This window comes from Entomomonas sp. E7T21 (assembly GCF_058693955.1).
Genome location: NZ_CP191672.1, coordinates 3,034,078 through 3,049,540, shown reverse-complemented (window position 1 = coordinate 3,049,540; position 15,463 = coordinate 3,034,078). Strand labels below are relative to the sequence as shown.

Sequence of the window (15,463 nt, the reverse complement as noted above, 5' to 3'; positions counted from 1 at the left end):
TTGCTATATAGCAAACTATAATTTTTATAAAGAAAACCGTTTTAATCTTAAAGCATTGCCTAATACGAATATACTAGACAGTGCCATTGCACCTGCTGCAATTGCAGGTGAAAGCAATATACTAAAGAATGGATACAGAATACCCATTGCAATAGGAATTAATGCTGTATTGTAAGCAAAGGCCCAAAAGATATTTTGATAAATATTACGGATAGTTGCTTTTGATAAGCTAATGGCTTTAACTACACCCATTAAATCACCAGACATCAATACTACGTCTGCCGCTTCTATTGCAATATCAGTGCCTGTACCAATAGCAATACCAATATTGGCTTCAGCTAGCGCAGGAGCATCATTAATGCCATCACCTACAAAAACTAGATTACCTTGCTTTTTAAGTTCTTTAATAGCGGTTACTTTGCCATCAGGTAATACTTCTGCTACAACTTGATCAATATCTAGCTGTTTGGCAATGGCTTCTGCTGTGTGTCGATTATCACCCGTAATCATCGCCACTTTTAGGCCTAATTGGTGTAAAGCTTTAATAGCATTAGGTGTTGTTTCTTTAATAGGATCAGCTACTGCTGCAATAGCTACTAATTTGTTATCTACTGCCATATAGAAAGGGGTTTTACCTTCTTTTGCAAGGCGTAATATATCATCGTTAAAATGTTCTGTAGCAATACCTTGTTGTTGCATAAAATAGGCTGTACCTACTTTTACCATTTGTTGCTGGTTAGAGGCTTGTAAGCCTTGGCCTGTTACTGTAGTAAAATCTTCTATAGGTAATAAAGTAATATTTAATTGTTTAGCGTATTGAGTAATAGCTTCAGCAATAGGATGTTCTGATTTAGCTTCTAAAGAGGCCATTAATGAAAGCGCAGTATTTTTATCGTAATTTTCAATACAGATAAAATCAGTTAATTCAGGTTTCCCTTTGGTTAAAGTACCAGTTTTATCTAATGCAACTACTTGTACATCACGTAATATTTGTAATGCTTCACCTTTGCGAATAAGAATACCAGCTTCTGCTGCTCGTCCTGTTCCCACCATGATCGATACAGGTGTTGCTAAACCCATTGCGCAGGGGCAAGCCACAATAAGCACTGCTACAGCATTAACTAATGCAAAACTAAGTGCTGATTCTTGAGCAAAGATCATCCAAATAATAAAGGTGATAACAGCAAGAGCCATAACTGTAGGCACAAACCATAAGGTTACTTTATCAATAATGGCTTGAATAGGTAGTTTGGAACCTTGTGCTTGTTCAACCATGCGGATAATTTGGGCTAAAACGGTATCGCTACCCACTTTAGTGGCTTTAATAGTTAGAGCACCTCTCTGGTTTACAGTGCTTCCAACTACAGGATCATCTATTTGTTTTTTTACAGGAATAGGTTCACCTGTAATCATTGATTCATCGATATAGCTATTTCCCTCAACTACTACACCATCCACAGGAATTCTCTCACCAGGTAAAATATCAATAAGATCATTTGCTTGTACTTGTTCAATGGGGATTTCTATTAGTTGATTATCGCGGTGTACTCGTGCATGACTCACTTGTAATTGTACTAATCGTTTAATTGCTTGTGATGTACGTCCTTTGGCTTTTGCTTCTAGTAGGCGTCCGATAAGGATAAGGGTAATAATAACAGCGGCAGCTTCATAGTAAACATGTACTGTTCCTTTCGGTAGTAATTGAGGCGTAAAGGTAGCGATTACTGAATAACAGTAAGCAGCCAGTGTGCCTACAGCCACTAGGGAGTTCATATCAGGTGCTAAACGCAGTAAAGCAGGGATACCTTTTTTATAAAAATTAAAGCCAGGAATAAGCATCACAAGTGTTGTTAGAAACCATTGGCTATACCAACTATTTTGTTCACCAATAGTATTGAGTACAAAGTGATGTACTGTAGAGGAAATGTGTCCTCCCATTTCCAATAAAAAAACAGGTACTGTGAGAACAACAGCAATTAATAAAGCAAACTTAAGTTTATCAATATCTTGTTGTTCTTGCTGGCTATCATCAATGACAGGTTGATCTTCTTTAATAACTTGCGCTTCATAACCAGCTTTGCTAACAGCAGCGGTTAATAACTCATCAGCTAAAGGTTTAGCGAGAGTAATATGTGCTTTATGAGTGGCTAAATTAACATTTGCCTCAGCTACGCCATCAACTTTCTTTAAAGCCCTTTCAACACGACCTACACAAGCAGCACAACTCATGCCTTGAATATTGAGGTCAATTTGATCGATGTTAGATAACTTTTGCTGGTTCATAACTCACTCATAAAGTACTTGCTTAAATTGATAGTAACATTTTAGTAGTTTTAGCTATGTAAGACTAAAGAAGAGTCTTATATTTGCTGTGGGGTAAAGCCTGCTTCTTTGATAATTTCTTCAATAAGGGATGGATTGCTAGTTCCTTGAATAGTTAATTCATGCTTAGCTAAATCTATCTCTAGTTGTGCATTTTGATCCTTATCTTGTATGGCTGAAGTCAGTGTTTTAACACAATGATTACATGTCATATCGGGTATATAAAATTTAATAGCAAATGTCATGATTTACTCTCCATCGATAAAAATGTTAGAGTTATTTTAAAGATTACCATTATGGTAAGGTCAAGTGTTTTTGTTATAGGAGTATTTATAATGGTTATGAATATAGGGCAGGTAGCCAAAGATACTGGTGTTTCGGCCAAAATGATTCGTTATTATGAAACAGTAGGTTTATTGAATACTGTTCAGCGTACAGAGGCAGGCTATCGTACTTATGCTGAAAATGATGTTCAAACGTTGCATTTTATACGTAGAGCTAGAGACTTAGGTTTTTCAGTGGCTGAAATTCAAGAGTTATTAGCCTTATGGCGTGATAAAAATAGAGCTAGTGAGGATGTTAAACGACTGACACAGCAACATATTGATGATTTAGAAAAAAAAGCGAGAAGCTTACAAGAGATGGCAAATACGCTGCGCCATTTAGTTTGCCATTGTCATGGCGATGAGCGTCCAGAATGCCCTATTATTCAAAAGCTTGCTAGCAAATAAATGATTAGAAAGTAGCCAGTGAAAGCTACTTTCTAGTTATGAATTAATTAGGATAAAAATAGTTTATAGGCATCGTTATTAGTTTCATCCCAATAAGGATAACCAATAGTATCTAATGCCTCTTTAAACTGCTTCATTTCAGCTGTGGGAACTTGTAAACCTGCAAAAATACGGCCTTCTGCTGCGCCATGATTACGATAATGGAACATACTAATATTCCAACGGCCACCTAGCTTATTTAAGAAGTTAAATAACGCACCTGGGCGCTCTGGAAATTCGAAGCGAAATACATGCTCATTATCAATGGCCTTATTGCGACCACCTACTAAATGGCGAATATGTAATTTAGCTAATTCGTTATCCGTTAAATCGATTACTGGGAAGCCTTTTTCTTGTAGTGAAGAGACCAATACATCACGAGGGTCATTTTCTGGATGAGTTTGCACGCCCACAAATATATGAGCTTCTTTACTGTTACTATAGCGGTAATTAAACTCAGTAATTTGGCGTTTTCCTAATGCTTCACAGAACTTCTTAAAACTACCAGATTCTTCTGGAATGGTAACAGCAATAATAGCTTCACGTTTCTCACCAATTTCAGCTCGTTCTGCTACATAGCGTAAACGATCAAAGTTAATATTGGCACCTGAATCAATGGCTACTAATGTTTGACCTTTGACACCTGTATCTGCACAGTATTTTTTAATACCTGCTACACCTAATGCACCAGAAGGTTCCGTAATTGAACGAGTATTATCATAAATATCTTTTAAGGCAGCACAGATTTCATCTGTCGTTACTGTAATAACATCATCAATATATTTCTTACAGATTTTAAAGGTTTCTTCACCAATTTGAGTAACAGCTACGCCATCAGCAAATAAGCCTACTTGGTTTAAGGTAACGCGTTTACCTGCTTTCATAGCTGCTTGTAAGCAGTTAGAGTCAGTTGGTTCAACACCAATTACTTTAATTTCAGGGCGTAAGTATTTTATATAGGCAGCCACCCCAGCAATTAAGCCACCACCACCAACAGGCACGAAAATAGCATCTAAAGGTGCATTATGTTGGCGCAGGATTTCCATAGCAATGGTTCCTTGGCCTGCGATAGTGTCTGGGTCATCATAGGGGTGAATAAATGTGAAGCCTTTTTCTTCTACTAGCTTTAGAGCATGAGCTAATGCTTCTGGAAAGGCATCACCATGTAAAACAACTCTTGCACCATGCGATTTAACTGCCAGTACTTTAATTTCTGGGGTTGTTTTAGGCATTACAATAATTGCTTTAATCCCTAGTTTTTTAGCGGAAATAGCTACACCTTGTGCATGGTTACCAGCCGAGGCTGTAATAACACCAATGGCTTTTTCTTCATCACTAAGACGAATAATTTTATTATATGCACCACGAATTTTAAAAGAGAATACAGGTTGTAAATCTTCTCTTTTTAATAGTACGGTATTACCTAATTCTTCAGATAAACTAAGGGCTGGCTGTAATGGTGTTTCTATTGCGACATCATACACAGGCGCCGTTAGGATATTTTTAACATATTTTTCTAACATAGTTCCTTCCTAAAACAGCGGTGTAAAAAGAGAGAGTTTAAACTATTTAGCTAAAGTGTTTTAGTAAAATTATAAAAAATTGCTAAATGTAATTTAGGATTGAGGATAGTTATTTTCTGAAATGGCAAAAAAATCTATGTCAATTTGCTCACGTAACTCCCATAAAGGTTTTTGATTATAAGGAGGTAAAAGCTCAATACCATACGCTTCAATATTTTTAATTAAGCGAGAACCTTTTAGTAAGAGTTGATAAGCCCAATAGTAGCTAGATTGATTCGGGCGAAAACGAATATTATGTTTTATTAGTTTTTCTTTTAATAGTTGTTTATCTGTAACAATTAATTTATCAATCATTACTTGTTCAAGTAAATTTTCTAAACGAAGCCACACAGCTTGCTGTTGTTCTTCATTATAAGTGTTCCAATCAATTATCTCATAATCATAACGTTTACAGCCACGACAAACAGCGTCACCATACACCGTAGAGCAAAGACCAACACAAGGAGTTTTTAGAGAACGACTAGACATAAGTTAAGTTTTATAAAATAAGTTTTCAGAATATCATTAATACTTGATAATTTTACTATGTTACTGATTATGGAATTATAAACCTTATGACTAAAAAACCAAAAACTTTAGAAGAGTGGCAAGCACAATTAACACCTGAACAGTTTTATGTATGTCGTTTGCAGGGTACAGAACATCCATTTTCTGGTAAATATTTTAAAGTACCAGCAAATCCTGGTGTTTATCATTGTGTTGCTTGTGATAGCCCTTTATTTGAAACAAGTACTCAATTTGAAGCAGGCTGTGGTTGGCCAAGTTTCTATCAGCCTATTAGACCCAATGCTGTAGAGGAAAGAGAAGATTTAAGCCATCATATGCATCGTGTTGAAGTGGTTTGTAGCCAATGCCAATCTCATTTAGGTCATGTATTTCCAGATGGCCCTCCACCAACAGGATTACGTTATTGTATTAACTCTGTAGCACTAAATTTTGTTGAGAGTAAAAAGGTATGACAGTGAAATTAACTGCTATTCAAGATGATATTACTACTTTACAAGTTGATGCTATCGTCAATGCAGCCAATAGTTCTTTATTAGGTGGCAGTGGAGTAGATGGTGCTATCCACAGAGCAGCTGGTAAAGAGCTATTACATGAGTGCCGTTTATTAGGTGGCTGTAAAACAGGGCAAGCTAAAATAACTAAAGGTTATAACTTATTAGCTAAATATATTATTCATACAGTGGGGCCAGTATGGCATGATGGGCATCATAATGAAGCTGAGTTATTGGCAAGCTGTTATAGAAATAGCCTACAGTTAGCTTTAGATAATAAGGTAGCAAGTATAGCTTTTCCTTGTATTAGCACGGGTGTTTATCATTATCCAAAATCACAGGCAGCGGAAATTGCAGTGACCACTGTTAAAGAGTTTTTAAAAAATAATGAAACATTACACTGTGTAGTTTTTTGTTGTTTTAGTGAGGAGGATTATTTGATCTATCAACGATTATTAGATAATCCCATGCCTTTATCTTAATTTAGTGGAAGGATTCATTATCTTTAATAAAAGTAATGAATCCTTAATAATGTTTATCCTAATGTTGGATAGTCAGTATATCCTTCAGCACCTGGACTATAGAATGTATCTCTATCAGGTGTGTTTAACGTAGCGTTCTGTTTGAAACGTTCTGGTAAATCAGGGTTTGCTAAGAAAGCACTACCAAATACCACAGCGTCCGCTTTGTTAGTAGCAATATAATTTTCAGCAGTTTCTTTCGTTAAACCAGAACCGATTAAATAAGCACTATCAAATAATGGATGTAATAAACTATGGTAATCAACAGGCGTACCAAATAGTGCTACATGTAAGTAAGCAAGATTAAGCTTATTAATTTGTTTAACTAGGCAGGTATATGTTTCTTGAGGATTAGCATCAGTAATATCATTGAAATTCATTTCTGGTGATATTTTTATACCTACACGATCACTGCCAGCTTCTGCAATCATCGCTTGTAACGTTTCTATTACAAAGCGACAACGATTTTCTACAGAGCCACCATAGTTATCTTGGCGTTGGTTACTACCTGATGATAAGAATTGTTCTGCTAAGTAGCCTGAGGCAGCATGTAATTCAACCCCATCAAAACCTGCTTGTAATGCTAACGTTGTGGCTTGACGATATTCATTAATGACTTGTTTAACTTCTGCTTCTGTTAACTGATGTGGTGTTACAAAGTCTTGTAGACCTATTTCTGTCCAACTTTGTCCAGCAGGCTTGATAGCAGATGGCGCAACAGGGGTCGCATTATTGGGTAGCATTGAAGGGTGTGAAATACGACCGCAATGATTAATTTGCATAAATATAAGACCGCCTTTCTTATGAACAGCTTCGGTCACTTTTTTCCAAGCGGTTACTTGTTGTTCATTACAAATGCCGGGGCTACGCACATAACCTTTGCCCATGGGGGAGGGGAAGACGCATTCTGTAATAATGAGGCCTGCAGATGATCTTTGCGCGTAATAGGTAGCTACTAAATCAGTGGGAACACCGTTATTATCTGCGCGAGAGCGAGTCATAGGAGCCATTACAAATCTATTTTTTAGATTATAAGATCCTATTTTTACAGTACTAAATAATGAATTCATAATATTATTCTCCTAATGTTTGTAGTCTATACTCTATTTTATTTTTAAATTGGAATAAATAAGCTAAAATAGAAATAATTGATCCATATATGGAGCAGTAAATTGGAACGACTAGCAAATATCGGATTGTTTGTTGAAGTGGTTAAGGCTAAAGGGTTTCGGCGGGCAGCTGAAGTATTAGGAATGCCCAATTCAACGTTATCACGAAAAATAGCAGCACTAGAAAAAGATATTGGGTTACGTTTATTACATCGTACGACTCGTAAAGTAGAGTTGACTGAGGCTGGTCGTAACTATTTTGAACGATGTAAAGTTATTATTTCAGATGTGCAATCTGCCCATGAACAATTAACGGATATGATTGAAAAGCCTAGTGGAAAATTAAGAGTTTCGCTTCCTACTGATTTTACTTCTAATTATTTAGTTCCCATTATTGTGGATTTTGCTAATGAGTATCCTGAAATAAGTTTTGATTTTGAATTAACGCCTAGACGGGCTGATCTAGTTTCTGAGCCTTTAGATATGGCTATTCGAATAGGCCATTTACCAGACTCAAATTTAATTGCACGACAAGTGGCTAGTTTACCTATGGGTTTATATGCTTCTCCTCAATATCTAGAACAGGCAGGTGAGCCTGTGCACCCTCAAGAGTTAAGCTTACATGATTGTATTTGCATGACAGCAAAAACAAATAGTCATATTTGGGTATTGCAACGTAAACAAGAAAAAGTTGAAGTGAGAGTAGGTGGGCGATTTGCCTTAAATAGTGTTGGGATGTCCTGTAAATTAGCTACTCTAAATATGGGTATTGCATTGTTAGCAGAAGAGATTGTAAGAGCGGATTTGTTAGTTGGAAATTTAAAACAAATATTACCTGAGTGGAAATTAGCACCATCACCTGTTTATGTAGTGACTGAAACGCGATTATTACCCGCTAAAGTGCAATGTTTTATAGATTATTTGATTAGTCGATTATAAGGAAATGCTTTCTTTATATGAAACTTGTTATTAATATTGAGTTGTTTTATAGAACTATTTCGTTTAATAATCTCTAATAGAAATATATTCTTATTATTTTATTACTAGGAGAACAATAACATGTCAATGGCAGATAGAGATGGGTTTATCTGGTATAACAATAAATTAGTAGACTGGCGTGATGCGCAAACACATGTACTTACTCATACATTACATTATGGTATGGGTGTTTTTGAGGGCGTGCGTGCTTATGAAACGGCTAAAGGGCCAGCGATTTTTCGTTTGCAAGATCATACTAATCGTTTTTTTAATTCTGCTCATATTGTCAGAATGAAATTGCCATTTGATAAAGAAACTATTAATCAAGCACATATTGATGTGGTGAAAGCTAATAAGCTGCAATCTTGTTACTTCCGTCCAATGGCTTTTTATGGTTCAGAAAAACTAGGTGTTGCCCCAGCAGTTAATGATGTCAATGTTATTGTGGCAGCTTGGGCTTGGGGGGCTTATTTAGGTGAAGAGGGAATGCAAAAAGGCATTCGTATTAAAACCAGTTCTTTTACTCGTCATCATGTTAATATCACTATGTGTAAAGCCAAAGCTAATGGTAACTATTTAAATTCAATTATGGCTAACACGGAAGCAACCAGTGATGGTTATGATGAAGCTTTATTATTAGATGCTAGTGGTTATGTAGCAGAAGGTTCTGGTGAGAATATTTTTATTGTACGCAATGGTAAGCTTTATACGCCAGATGCAACCGTGGCGTTGGAGGGTATTACTCGTGATACAGTAATGACTATTGCACGTGATATGGGATTAGAAGTCATTGAAAAACGTATCACTCGTGATGAAGTTTACTGTGCTGATGAAGCTTTCTTTACAGGTACAGCAGCAGAAGTGACACCTATTCGAGAATTAGATCAACGACAACTAGGTCAAGGTTCTAGAGGACCAATTACTGAAGAAATTCAGCAACGTTTCTTTAATATTGTAAATGGTAAAGAGGCGAAGTATGAGCATTGGTTAACGTATGTGAAATAGGTTGTGTAAATGGGCAGTAAAAATACTGCCCAATCTCTTATTGGTTAAAAAAAATTATTCAAACTTTTGGTTAAATAGTTGATATCGCCATTTTCGTAAAACTTCAATAACTATTTTATCTGTACCTTTAGATATCAGACTTATCAGTGAATAACCTTTTCGACTAGCTCTTTCTAAGGTAATAAGCATAGCAATAATCGTAATAGTGGTATTTTGCCAGCTAACTAATTGCCATTGGTTTTGCCAAATTATTTGATAATTTGTATCAAATGGCCCTAAGTAATAGAGCCCCCACAAGTCATCAACTGTACTCCCCCTAGAACCCACTAAGTCACAAAGAAAATGAAGATGAACATTAAGAAAGGTAAAGATGGCAACACGAATTTTATCAATACCAATAGCGGAAGCTAATAACGTAAAGAAAATGGCGGCTGCGATGCCATGCCCATAGAGTCGATGCCAACTCTGATAAAAGTTGGTTTCTGGTAGTCCAGTCAAGCGAGTAATAAAGTCAATAACAATACCTATACCATCTAGATCAGGAACTAATCCTGCTAAACAAACTATTGCTTTATCACGGTTATTTTTTAGACTAGGTTCAAAACAAGCCCAGCCGACTAAAAAATGAGTAATAGGACTCATATAAAATTTCCTTTCAAACTTGCTTATTATAATAAGTTTTTAGTATGAATAAGCAAATAGATTTACCTAATAAGATAGTTGGGTAATGAGTTTTCATAGTAAGGTCTATAATCCTGACCATAAAAAGGTATATAATTACTCATTTATAATTATTTTTAGTATAAGTTATCATTTTTAGCAGATTTTATGCTGTAAAATAAGTGATAACAACAGGATATTATTATTTGAGTGATTATTCTCAGGTAATCAACATATTAGAATCTATAGTTAATTAAAGAGAAGCGAAGACTTATGATGCGCAGTCACTATTGCGGGCAATTAAATAAGAGTTTAGATGGCCAAGAAGTTACTATTTGTGGTTGGGTTCACCGTCGCCGTGATCATGGTGGGGTGATTTTCTTTGACGTGCGTGACCGTGAAGGTCTAGCTCAGGTAGTGTTTGATCCTGATCGTGAAGAGACTTTTGCTAAGGCTGACCGTGTACGTAATGAATATGTAGTTAAAGTAACTGGTAAAGTACGCCCACGTCCAGCCGGGACTGTGAATGCTAATCTTGCTTCAGGTGAAATTGAAATTTTAGGTTATGAGCTAGAAGTTCTTAATGCGGCTGAAACACCTCCATTTGTCTTAGATGACTATTCAGAAGTAAGTGAAGAAACACGTTTACGTTATCGTTTCTTAGATTTACGTCGTCCAGAAATGGCTAATAAATTAAAACTACGTGCTAGTATTACTTCTAGTATTCGTCGTTATTTAGATGAACATGGTTTCTTAGATATCGAAACCCCTATTTTAACTCGTGCTACGCCAGAAGGGGCACGTGATTATTTGGTTCCTAGCCGTACGCATCAAGGGCATTTCTTTGCATTACCTCAATCACCACAGTTATTTAAACAATTATTGATGGTGGCAGGTTTTGATCGTTATTACCAAGTGGCTAAGTGTTTCCGTGATGAAGATTTACGTGCTGACCGTCAGCCAGAATTTACGCAAATTGATATCGAAACTAGCTTCTTAGATGAAAATGATATCATGCAAATTACTGAGGGCATGGTTCGTAAACTCTTTAAAGAAGTATTAAGTGTAGAGTTCGCTGAATTACCACGGATGACTTATGCAGAAGCTATGCGTCGCTATGGTTCAGATAAGCCAGATTTACGTAATCCTTTAGAGTTAGTAGATGTTGCTGATCAGTTAAAGGATGTAGAGTTTAAAGTATTTGCTGGCCCAGCCAATGATCCTAAAGCACGGGTTACTGCATTACGTGTACCCGGTGGTGCTAGTATGCCTCGTAGTCGTATTGATGAGTATACTAAGTTTGTAGGTATCTATGGTGCAAAAGGCTTAGCTTATATTAAAGTTAATGAGCGCGCGAAAGGTGTTGAAGGTTTGCAATCACCTATTGTTAAGAATATTCCAATAGAGAACTTAAACAATATCTTAGATCGTGTTGGGGCGGTTGATGGTGATATTGTGTTCTTTGGTGCAGATAAAGCAAAAATTGTAAGTGATGCTTTAGGTGCTTTACGTGTTCGTTTAGGTGATGATTTGGAGCTGTTAACTTGTAAATGGGCGCCAATGTGGGTTATCGATTTCCCAATGTTTGAAGAAAATGATGATGGTAGTGTTAGTGCATTACACCATCCATTTACTGCACCAAGTTGCAGCGCCGAAGAGTTAGAAGCTAATCCTTTAGCTGCACTGTCTAGAGCTTATGATATGGTGCTAAATGGTGTTGAACTAGGTGGTGGTTCTATTCGTATCCATAATAAGGAAATGCAACAATCTGTATTCCGTGTACTAGGCATTAGTGAAGAAGAGCAGCAAGAGAAATTTGGCTTCTTATTAGATGCATTAAAATATGGCGCACCTCCACATGGTGGTTTGGCATTCGGTCTAGATCGTTTAGTAATGTTAATGACTGACTCTAGTTCAATTCGTGAAGTGATAGCATTCCCTAAAACACAAAGTGCAGCGGACTTGATGACTGATGCACCTGGTTTAGTAGATGCTAAAGCATTACGTGAGTTACATATTCGCTTACGTGAGCAACCAAAGCCTGAAGGGCAAACTAACTAAGCTTTAATTTGTGGTACTATTTTAGTACCACATTAATTTTTAAACAGATAAAAACACGGAGTTATGTATGGCTGGACATTCCAAATGGGCCAACATTAAACACCGCAAGGGTCGCCAAGACGCTAAACGCGGTAAAATTTTTACCAAGGTCATTCGAGAGTTGACAGTAGCTGCCAGCCAAGGTGGTGGTGTTCCTGCTGATAATCCACGTCTTCGTTTAGCAGTTGATAAAGCATTAGCTGTGAATATGACGCGGGATACCATTGACCGTGCAATTGCGCGTGGTGCTGGTACTAACGATGCTGAAAACATGGAAGAGTTAACCTATGAGGGCTATGGTCCTAATGGGGTAGCTATTTTTGTTGAAGCTATGACGGATAATCGTAATCGTACTGCAGCAGAAGTGCGCCATGCTTTTAGTAAAGCAGGTGGTAATTTAGGCACTGATGGTTCGGTAGCTTATTTATTTGAGCGTAAAGGTCAAATCTCCTACGAGTCAGGTGTAGATGAAGAGAAATTATTAGATGTTGCATTAGAGGCTGGTGCTGATGATGTGGTGACTAATGATGATGGTTCGGTAGATGTATTTACTACCTTCCAAGACTTTATTGCTGTTAAAGAAGCATTGGTTGAAGCAGGTTATACTCCAGCTAATGCAGAGGTGGCAATGATCGCTACCACAGAAGCTGATTTAACAGATGTAGATTCTGCACAAAAGATTATGCGATTAATTGATGCATTAGAAGATTTAGATGATGTGCAAAATGTTTATTCTAATGCCAATATTGCAGATGAAATTATGGAGCAATTGGGCGACTAATTGTTGTATAGCTATTGCCCTACATTTTTATACGTCGTTGAATGGCTTTGTCGTACTAGTTGTACTGTCTTCAGCCATCCTCCTCGTCTAAAACCGTATAGCAACAGTTCTATAAAGAAAGATAGAGAGGTAGCAGCGTGACAATTATTTTAGGGATCGACCCTGGGTCACGCATTACTGGCTTTGGGGTTATTAGGGAGATTGGGCAGAAGACAGAGTATATTGCTTCTGGTTGTATTCGTACCCCTGAAGGAAATCTAGCTGATAAGTTACAAACCATATTCCGTGGTGTACGTGAGGTAATTCAAACATACCAACCAACTACCATGGGTATTGAGCAAGTATTTATGGCTAAAAGTGCTGATTCAGCGCTTAAGTTAGGTCAAGCCCGAGGGGCTGCCATTGTGGCAGGCGCTGAAGAGGGCTTAGATATTGCTGAATATAGTGCACGGCAAGTTAAGAAAACAGTGACTGGCTCTGGTGCTGCTGATAAAGAACAAGTAATGTTAATGGTAATGTACTTACTGAAATTAGAAAAGCGCCCGCAGGTGGATGCTTCTGATGCTTTGGCCATTGCTTTATGCCATGCTCACCATCGACAAACTTTGATTCCATTAGGATTAGAGAAAGCTAAAAGAAGACGTGGTCGATTACGCTTAACACTATAAGAAAATAAAAAAGGAGTAGGGGCATATGATAAATGCTAAACCTAAAGGAAAGTGTCCTTTTTGTCTTAAGCAAATGGTTCCTAAAGTCTTAGAAGAAAATACCTTACGTCGAGATAAATGCCAGTGTTCTTTTTGCTCAAAAATAGTCTACATTTGTAGAATGCCTAGTTGTAATAATTATGCAAAAGGTGGAGACTATTATGATGATGAATTATGTCCTGATTGTATGGGTAATCCAGATATAGATATTACTGATATATCTGATCTTATTGATTTTTAGTAGTGGTAATAAAAGAGGTTTATTTTGATAGGTCGTTTACATGGCATTTTGGCAGAAAAGCAACCGCCACATTTGTTAATTGATGTTAATGGTGTTGGTTACGCAGTTGAAGTGCCAATGAGTACCTATTATCAATTACCTGCTATTGATGAAAAAGTGATATTACATATCCACCAAGTTGTGCGTGAAGATGCTCATTTATTATATGGCTTTTATGAAAAGAAAGAGCGTGAGCTATTTCGTGAGTTAATCAGGCTTAATGGTGTTGGACCTAAGTTAGCATTAGCGCTTATGTCTACATTATCTGTTAATGAAATGATAGAGACTGTTCGCCAACAAAATACTGCAGCCCTTGTAAAAGTACCAGGGGTTGGTAAGAAAACCGCAGAACGATTGTTGATAGAGTTAAGAGATCGCTTTAAGGCTTGGGAAGGTGGTACAGAAGCTGCTACTCCATTATCTGCCGAAGTGGCGATGACTAATCCAGCATCCAATGCTGAAATGGATGCGGTGAGTGCTTTAATTGCATTAGGTTATAAACCACAGGAAGCAAGCCGTGCTGTAGCAGCAGTAGAAAATAAGGATGAGTTAACTAGCGAAGAATTAATTCGTCGAGCATTAAAAGGTAAAGGTTAGTTATGATAGAGCCTGATCGTATATTGGCCGCTGGTGCTCGAGATCGTGAAGATCAACAAGACCGTGCAATTCGTCCACTTACATTATCGGATTATATTGGTCAAAAAGTAGTACGTGAGCAAATGGAGTTGTTTATTAAGGCTGCAAGAGGCAGACAAGAGTCTTTAGATCATACTTTAATTTTTGGCCCTCCAGGGTTAGGGAAAACCACCTTAGCGAATATTATTGCTAATGAAATGGGCGTTTCTGTTAAAAGTACTTCTGGTCCTGTATTGGAAAAAGCAGGTGATTTAGCTGCTTTATTAACCAATTTAGAGCCTGGTGATGTGCTATTCGTGGATGAGATCCATCGACTTTCACCTGTAGTGGAAGAAGTACTGTATCCTGCCATGGAAGATTTTCAATTAGATATTATGATAGGTGAAGGGCCTGCGGCACGCTCCATTAAGTTAGATTTACCGCCTTTTACCTTGGTAGGTGCTACCACAAGAGCAGGGATGTTAACTAATCCTTTAAGGGATAGGTTCGGTATTGTGCAGCGTCTAGAGTTTTATGATATTGCTGATCTGGCTACGATTGTGACTCGTTCTGCCAAGATTCTAGGTATACCTATTGAACCAGAAGGCTCTCATGAGATTGCCAGACGTTCTAGAGGAACCCCTCGCATAGCCAACAGAATTTTACGTCGGGTACGTGATTATGCCCAAGTTAAAGGGCAAGGAATTATTACAAAATATATGGCAGATCAAGCACTTAATATGCTTGATGTGGATGAGCGTGGTTTTGATCATTTAGACAGACGATTAATGCTAACCATGATTGATAAGTTTGATGGTGGACCTGTTGGCTTAGATAACTTGGCGGCAGCAATTAGCGAGGAGCGTAATACCATTGAAGATGTATTAGAGCCTTATTTGATTCAGCAAGGATTTATCATGCGTACTCCCCGTGGTCGGATGGTCACTCGACATGCTTATTTACATTTTGGTTTAAATATTCCTAAGAAAATGGTTGAATCCTCTACTCCTGATCTATTTAATGAGTAAAATAGC

General features: G+C 37.4%; 17 protein-coding genes. 11 read left to right on the top strand and 6 right to left on the bottom strand.

The features are described from left to right. Window positions 1-24: 24 nt before the first annotated feature. On the bottom strand, window positions 25-2,283 hold the full coding sequence (locus ACQVD9_RS14470; protein WP_264746628.1) for a heavy metal translocating P-type ATPase: 2,259 nt from the start codon (window positions 2,281-2,283) through the stop codon (window positions 25-27). Between the two features lie 77 nt (window positions 2,284-2,360). After that, the gene (locus tag ACQVD9_RS14465; RefSeq protein WP_264746627.1) at window positions 2,361-2,567 is read right to left on the bottom strand and encodes a heavy-metal-associated domain-containing protein; all 207 of its coding nucleotides are present in this window, start codon (window positions 2,565-2,567) and stop codon (window positions 2,361-2,363) included. 96 nt (window positions 2,568-2,663) lie between these two features. On the opposite strand from ACQVD9_RS14465, the gene cueR reads away from it, so the two are divergent. Then, the gene (gene cueR / locus ACQVD9_RS14460) at window positions 2,664-3,053 is read left to right on the top strand and encodes a Cu(I)-responsive transcriptional regulator (protein WP_264747806.1); all 390 of its coding nucleotides are present in this window, start codon (window positions 2,664-2,666) and stop codon (window positions 3,051-3,053) included. A gap of 47 nt (window positions 3,054-3,100) precedes the next feature. On the opposite strand, the gene ilvA is transcribed toward cueR, so the two are convergent. Both ilvA and ACQVD9_RS14450 read right to left on the bottom strand, forming a co-directional pair. Continuing rightward, the gene (ilvA, locus tag ACQVD9_RS14455; protein WP_264746626.1) at window positions 3,101-4,615 is read right to left on the bottom strand and encodes a threonine ammonia-lyase, biosynthetic; all 1,515 of its coding nucleotides are present in this window, start codon (window positions 4,613-4,615) and stop codon (window positions 3,101-3,103) included. A 93-nt stretch (window positions 4,616-4,708) separates the two neighbouring features. After that, on the bottom strand, window positions 4,709-5,143 hold the full coding sequence (locus ACQVD9_RS14450; RefSeq protein ID WP_264746625.1) for a DUF1289 domain-containing protein: 435 nt from the start codon (window positions 5,141-5,143) through the stop codon (window positions 4,709-4,711). 86 nt (window positions 5,144-5,229) lie between these two features. Here ACQVD9_RS14450 and msrB point away from each other — a divergent pair, with 86 nt between their 5' ends. Together msrB and ACQVD9_RS14440 are read left to right on the top strand one after the other, a co-directional pair. Beyond that, window positions 5,230-5,634: a peptide-methionine (R)-S-oxide reductase MsrB gene (gene msrB, locus ACQVD9_RS14445; RefSeq protein ID WP_264746624.1), complete on the top strand. Its 405-nt coding sequence runs from the start codon at window positions 5,230-5,232 to the stop codon at window positions 5,632-5,634. After that, window positions 5,631-6,155 carry an O-acetyl-ADP-ribose deacetylase gene (locus ACQVD9_RS14440; protein ID WP_264746623.1) on the top strand — a complete coding sequence of 175 codons (525 nt, stop codon included), beginning with the start codon at window positions 5,631-5,633 and terminating at the stop codon, window positions 6,153-6,155. Before msrB ends, ACQVD9_RS14440 begins: the two co-directional genes overlap by 4 nt. 53 nt (window positions 6,156-6,208) lie before the next feature. Here the strand turns inward: ACQVD9_RS14440 and ACQVD9_RS14435 are convergent, their stop codons facing one another. Continuing rightward, entirely contained in the window at window positions 6,209-7,264 is a 1,056-nt protein-coding gene (locus tag ACQVD9_RS14435; protein WP_264746622.1) for an alkene reductase, read from the bottom strand. Window positions 7,265-7,366: 102 nt separating this feature from the next. Between ACQVD9_RS14435 and ACQVD9_RS14430 the strand changes: the two genes are divergently transcribed. Next, window positions 7,367-8,242 carry a LysR family transcriptional regulator gene (locus ACQVD9_RS14430; protein ID WP_264746621.1) on the top strand — a complete coding sequence of 292 codons (876 nt, stop codon included), beginning with the start codon at window positions 7,367-7,369 and terminating at the stop codon, window positions 8,240-8,242. Between the two features lie 120 nt (window positions 8,243-8,362). Beyond that, on the top strand, window positions 8,363-9,286 hold the full coding sequence (locus ACQVD9_RS14425; protein ID WP_264746620.1) for a branched-chain amino acid transaminase: 924 nt from the start codon (window positions 8,363-8,365) through the stop codon (window positions 9,284-9,286). Window positions 9,287-9,340: 54 nt separating this feature from the next. Here ACQVD9_RS14425 and ACQVD9_RS14420 read toward each other — a convergent pair whose 3' ends face one another. After that, the gene (locus tag ACQVD9_RS14420) at window positions 9,341-9,928 is read right to left on the bottom strand and encodes a metal-dependent hydrolase (protein ID WP_264746619.1); all 588 of its coding nucleotides are present in this window, start codon (window positions 9,926-9,928) and stop codon (window positions 9,341-9,343) included. A gap of 291 nt (window positions 9,929-10,219) precedes the next feature. Here ACQVD9_RS14420 and aspS point away from each other — a divergent pair, with 291 nt between their 5' ends. From aspS to ruvB, 6 genes are all read left to right on the top strand, one after another. Next, window positions 10,220-12,007 carry an aspartate--tRNA ligase gene (aspS, locus tag ACQVD9_RS14415; protein WP_264746618.1) on the top strand — a complete coding sequence of 596 codons (1,788 nt, stop codon included), beginning with the start codon at window positions 10,220-10,222 and terminating at the stop codon, window positions 12,005-12,007. 67 nt (window positions 12,008-12,074) lie between these two features. After that, the gene (locus ACQVD9_RS14410) at window positions 12,075-12,827 is read left to right on the top strand and encodes a YebC/PmpR family DNA-binding transcriptional regulator (protein ID WP_264746617.1); all 753 of its coding nucleotides are present in this window, start codon (window positions 12,075-12,077) and stop codon (window positions 12,825-12,827) included. A 137-nt stretch (window positions 12,828-12,964) separates the two neighbouring features. Then, a complete protein-coding gene (ruvC, locus tag ACQVD9_RS14405) occupies window positions 12,965-13,495 on the top strand; it encodes a crossover junction endodeoxyribonuclease RuvC (protein ID WP_264746616.1) in 531 nt (176 codons plus the stop codon). 25 nt (window positions 13,496-13,520) lie between these two features. Next, window positions 13,521-13,775 (top strand): hypothetical protein, encoded by a 255-nt coding sequence (locus ACQVD9_RS14400; protein ID WP_264746615.1) that lies wholly within the window; start codon window positions 13,521-13,523, stop codon window positions 13,773-13,775. Window positions 13,776-13,799: 24 nt separating this feature from the next. Continuing rightward, window positions 13,800-14,411: a Holliday junction branch migration protein RuvA gene (ruvA, locus tag ACQVD9_RS14395; RefSeq protein WP_264746614.1), complete on the top strand. Its 612-nt coding sequence runs from the start codon at window positions 13,800-13,802 to the stop codon at window positions 14,409-14,411. A 2-nt stretch (window positions 14,412-14,413) separates the two neighbouring features. Further along, entirely contained in the window at window positions 14,414-15,457 is a 1,044-nt protein-coding gene (gene ruvB, locus ACQVD9_RS14390) for a Holliday junction branch migration DNA helicase RuvB (protein WP_264746613.1), read from the top strand. Window positions 15,458-15,463 lie beyond the last annotated feature (6 nt).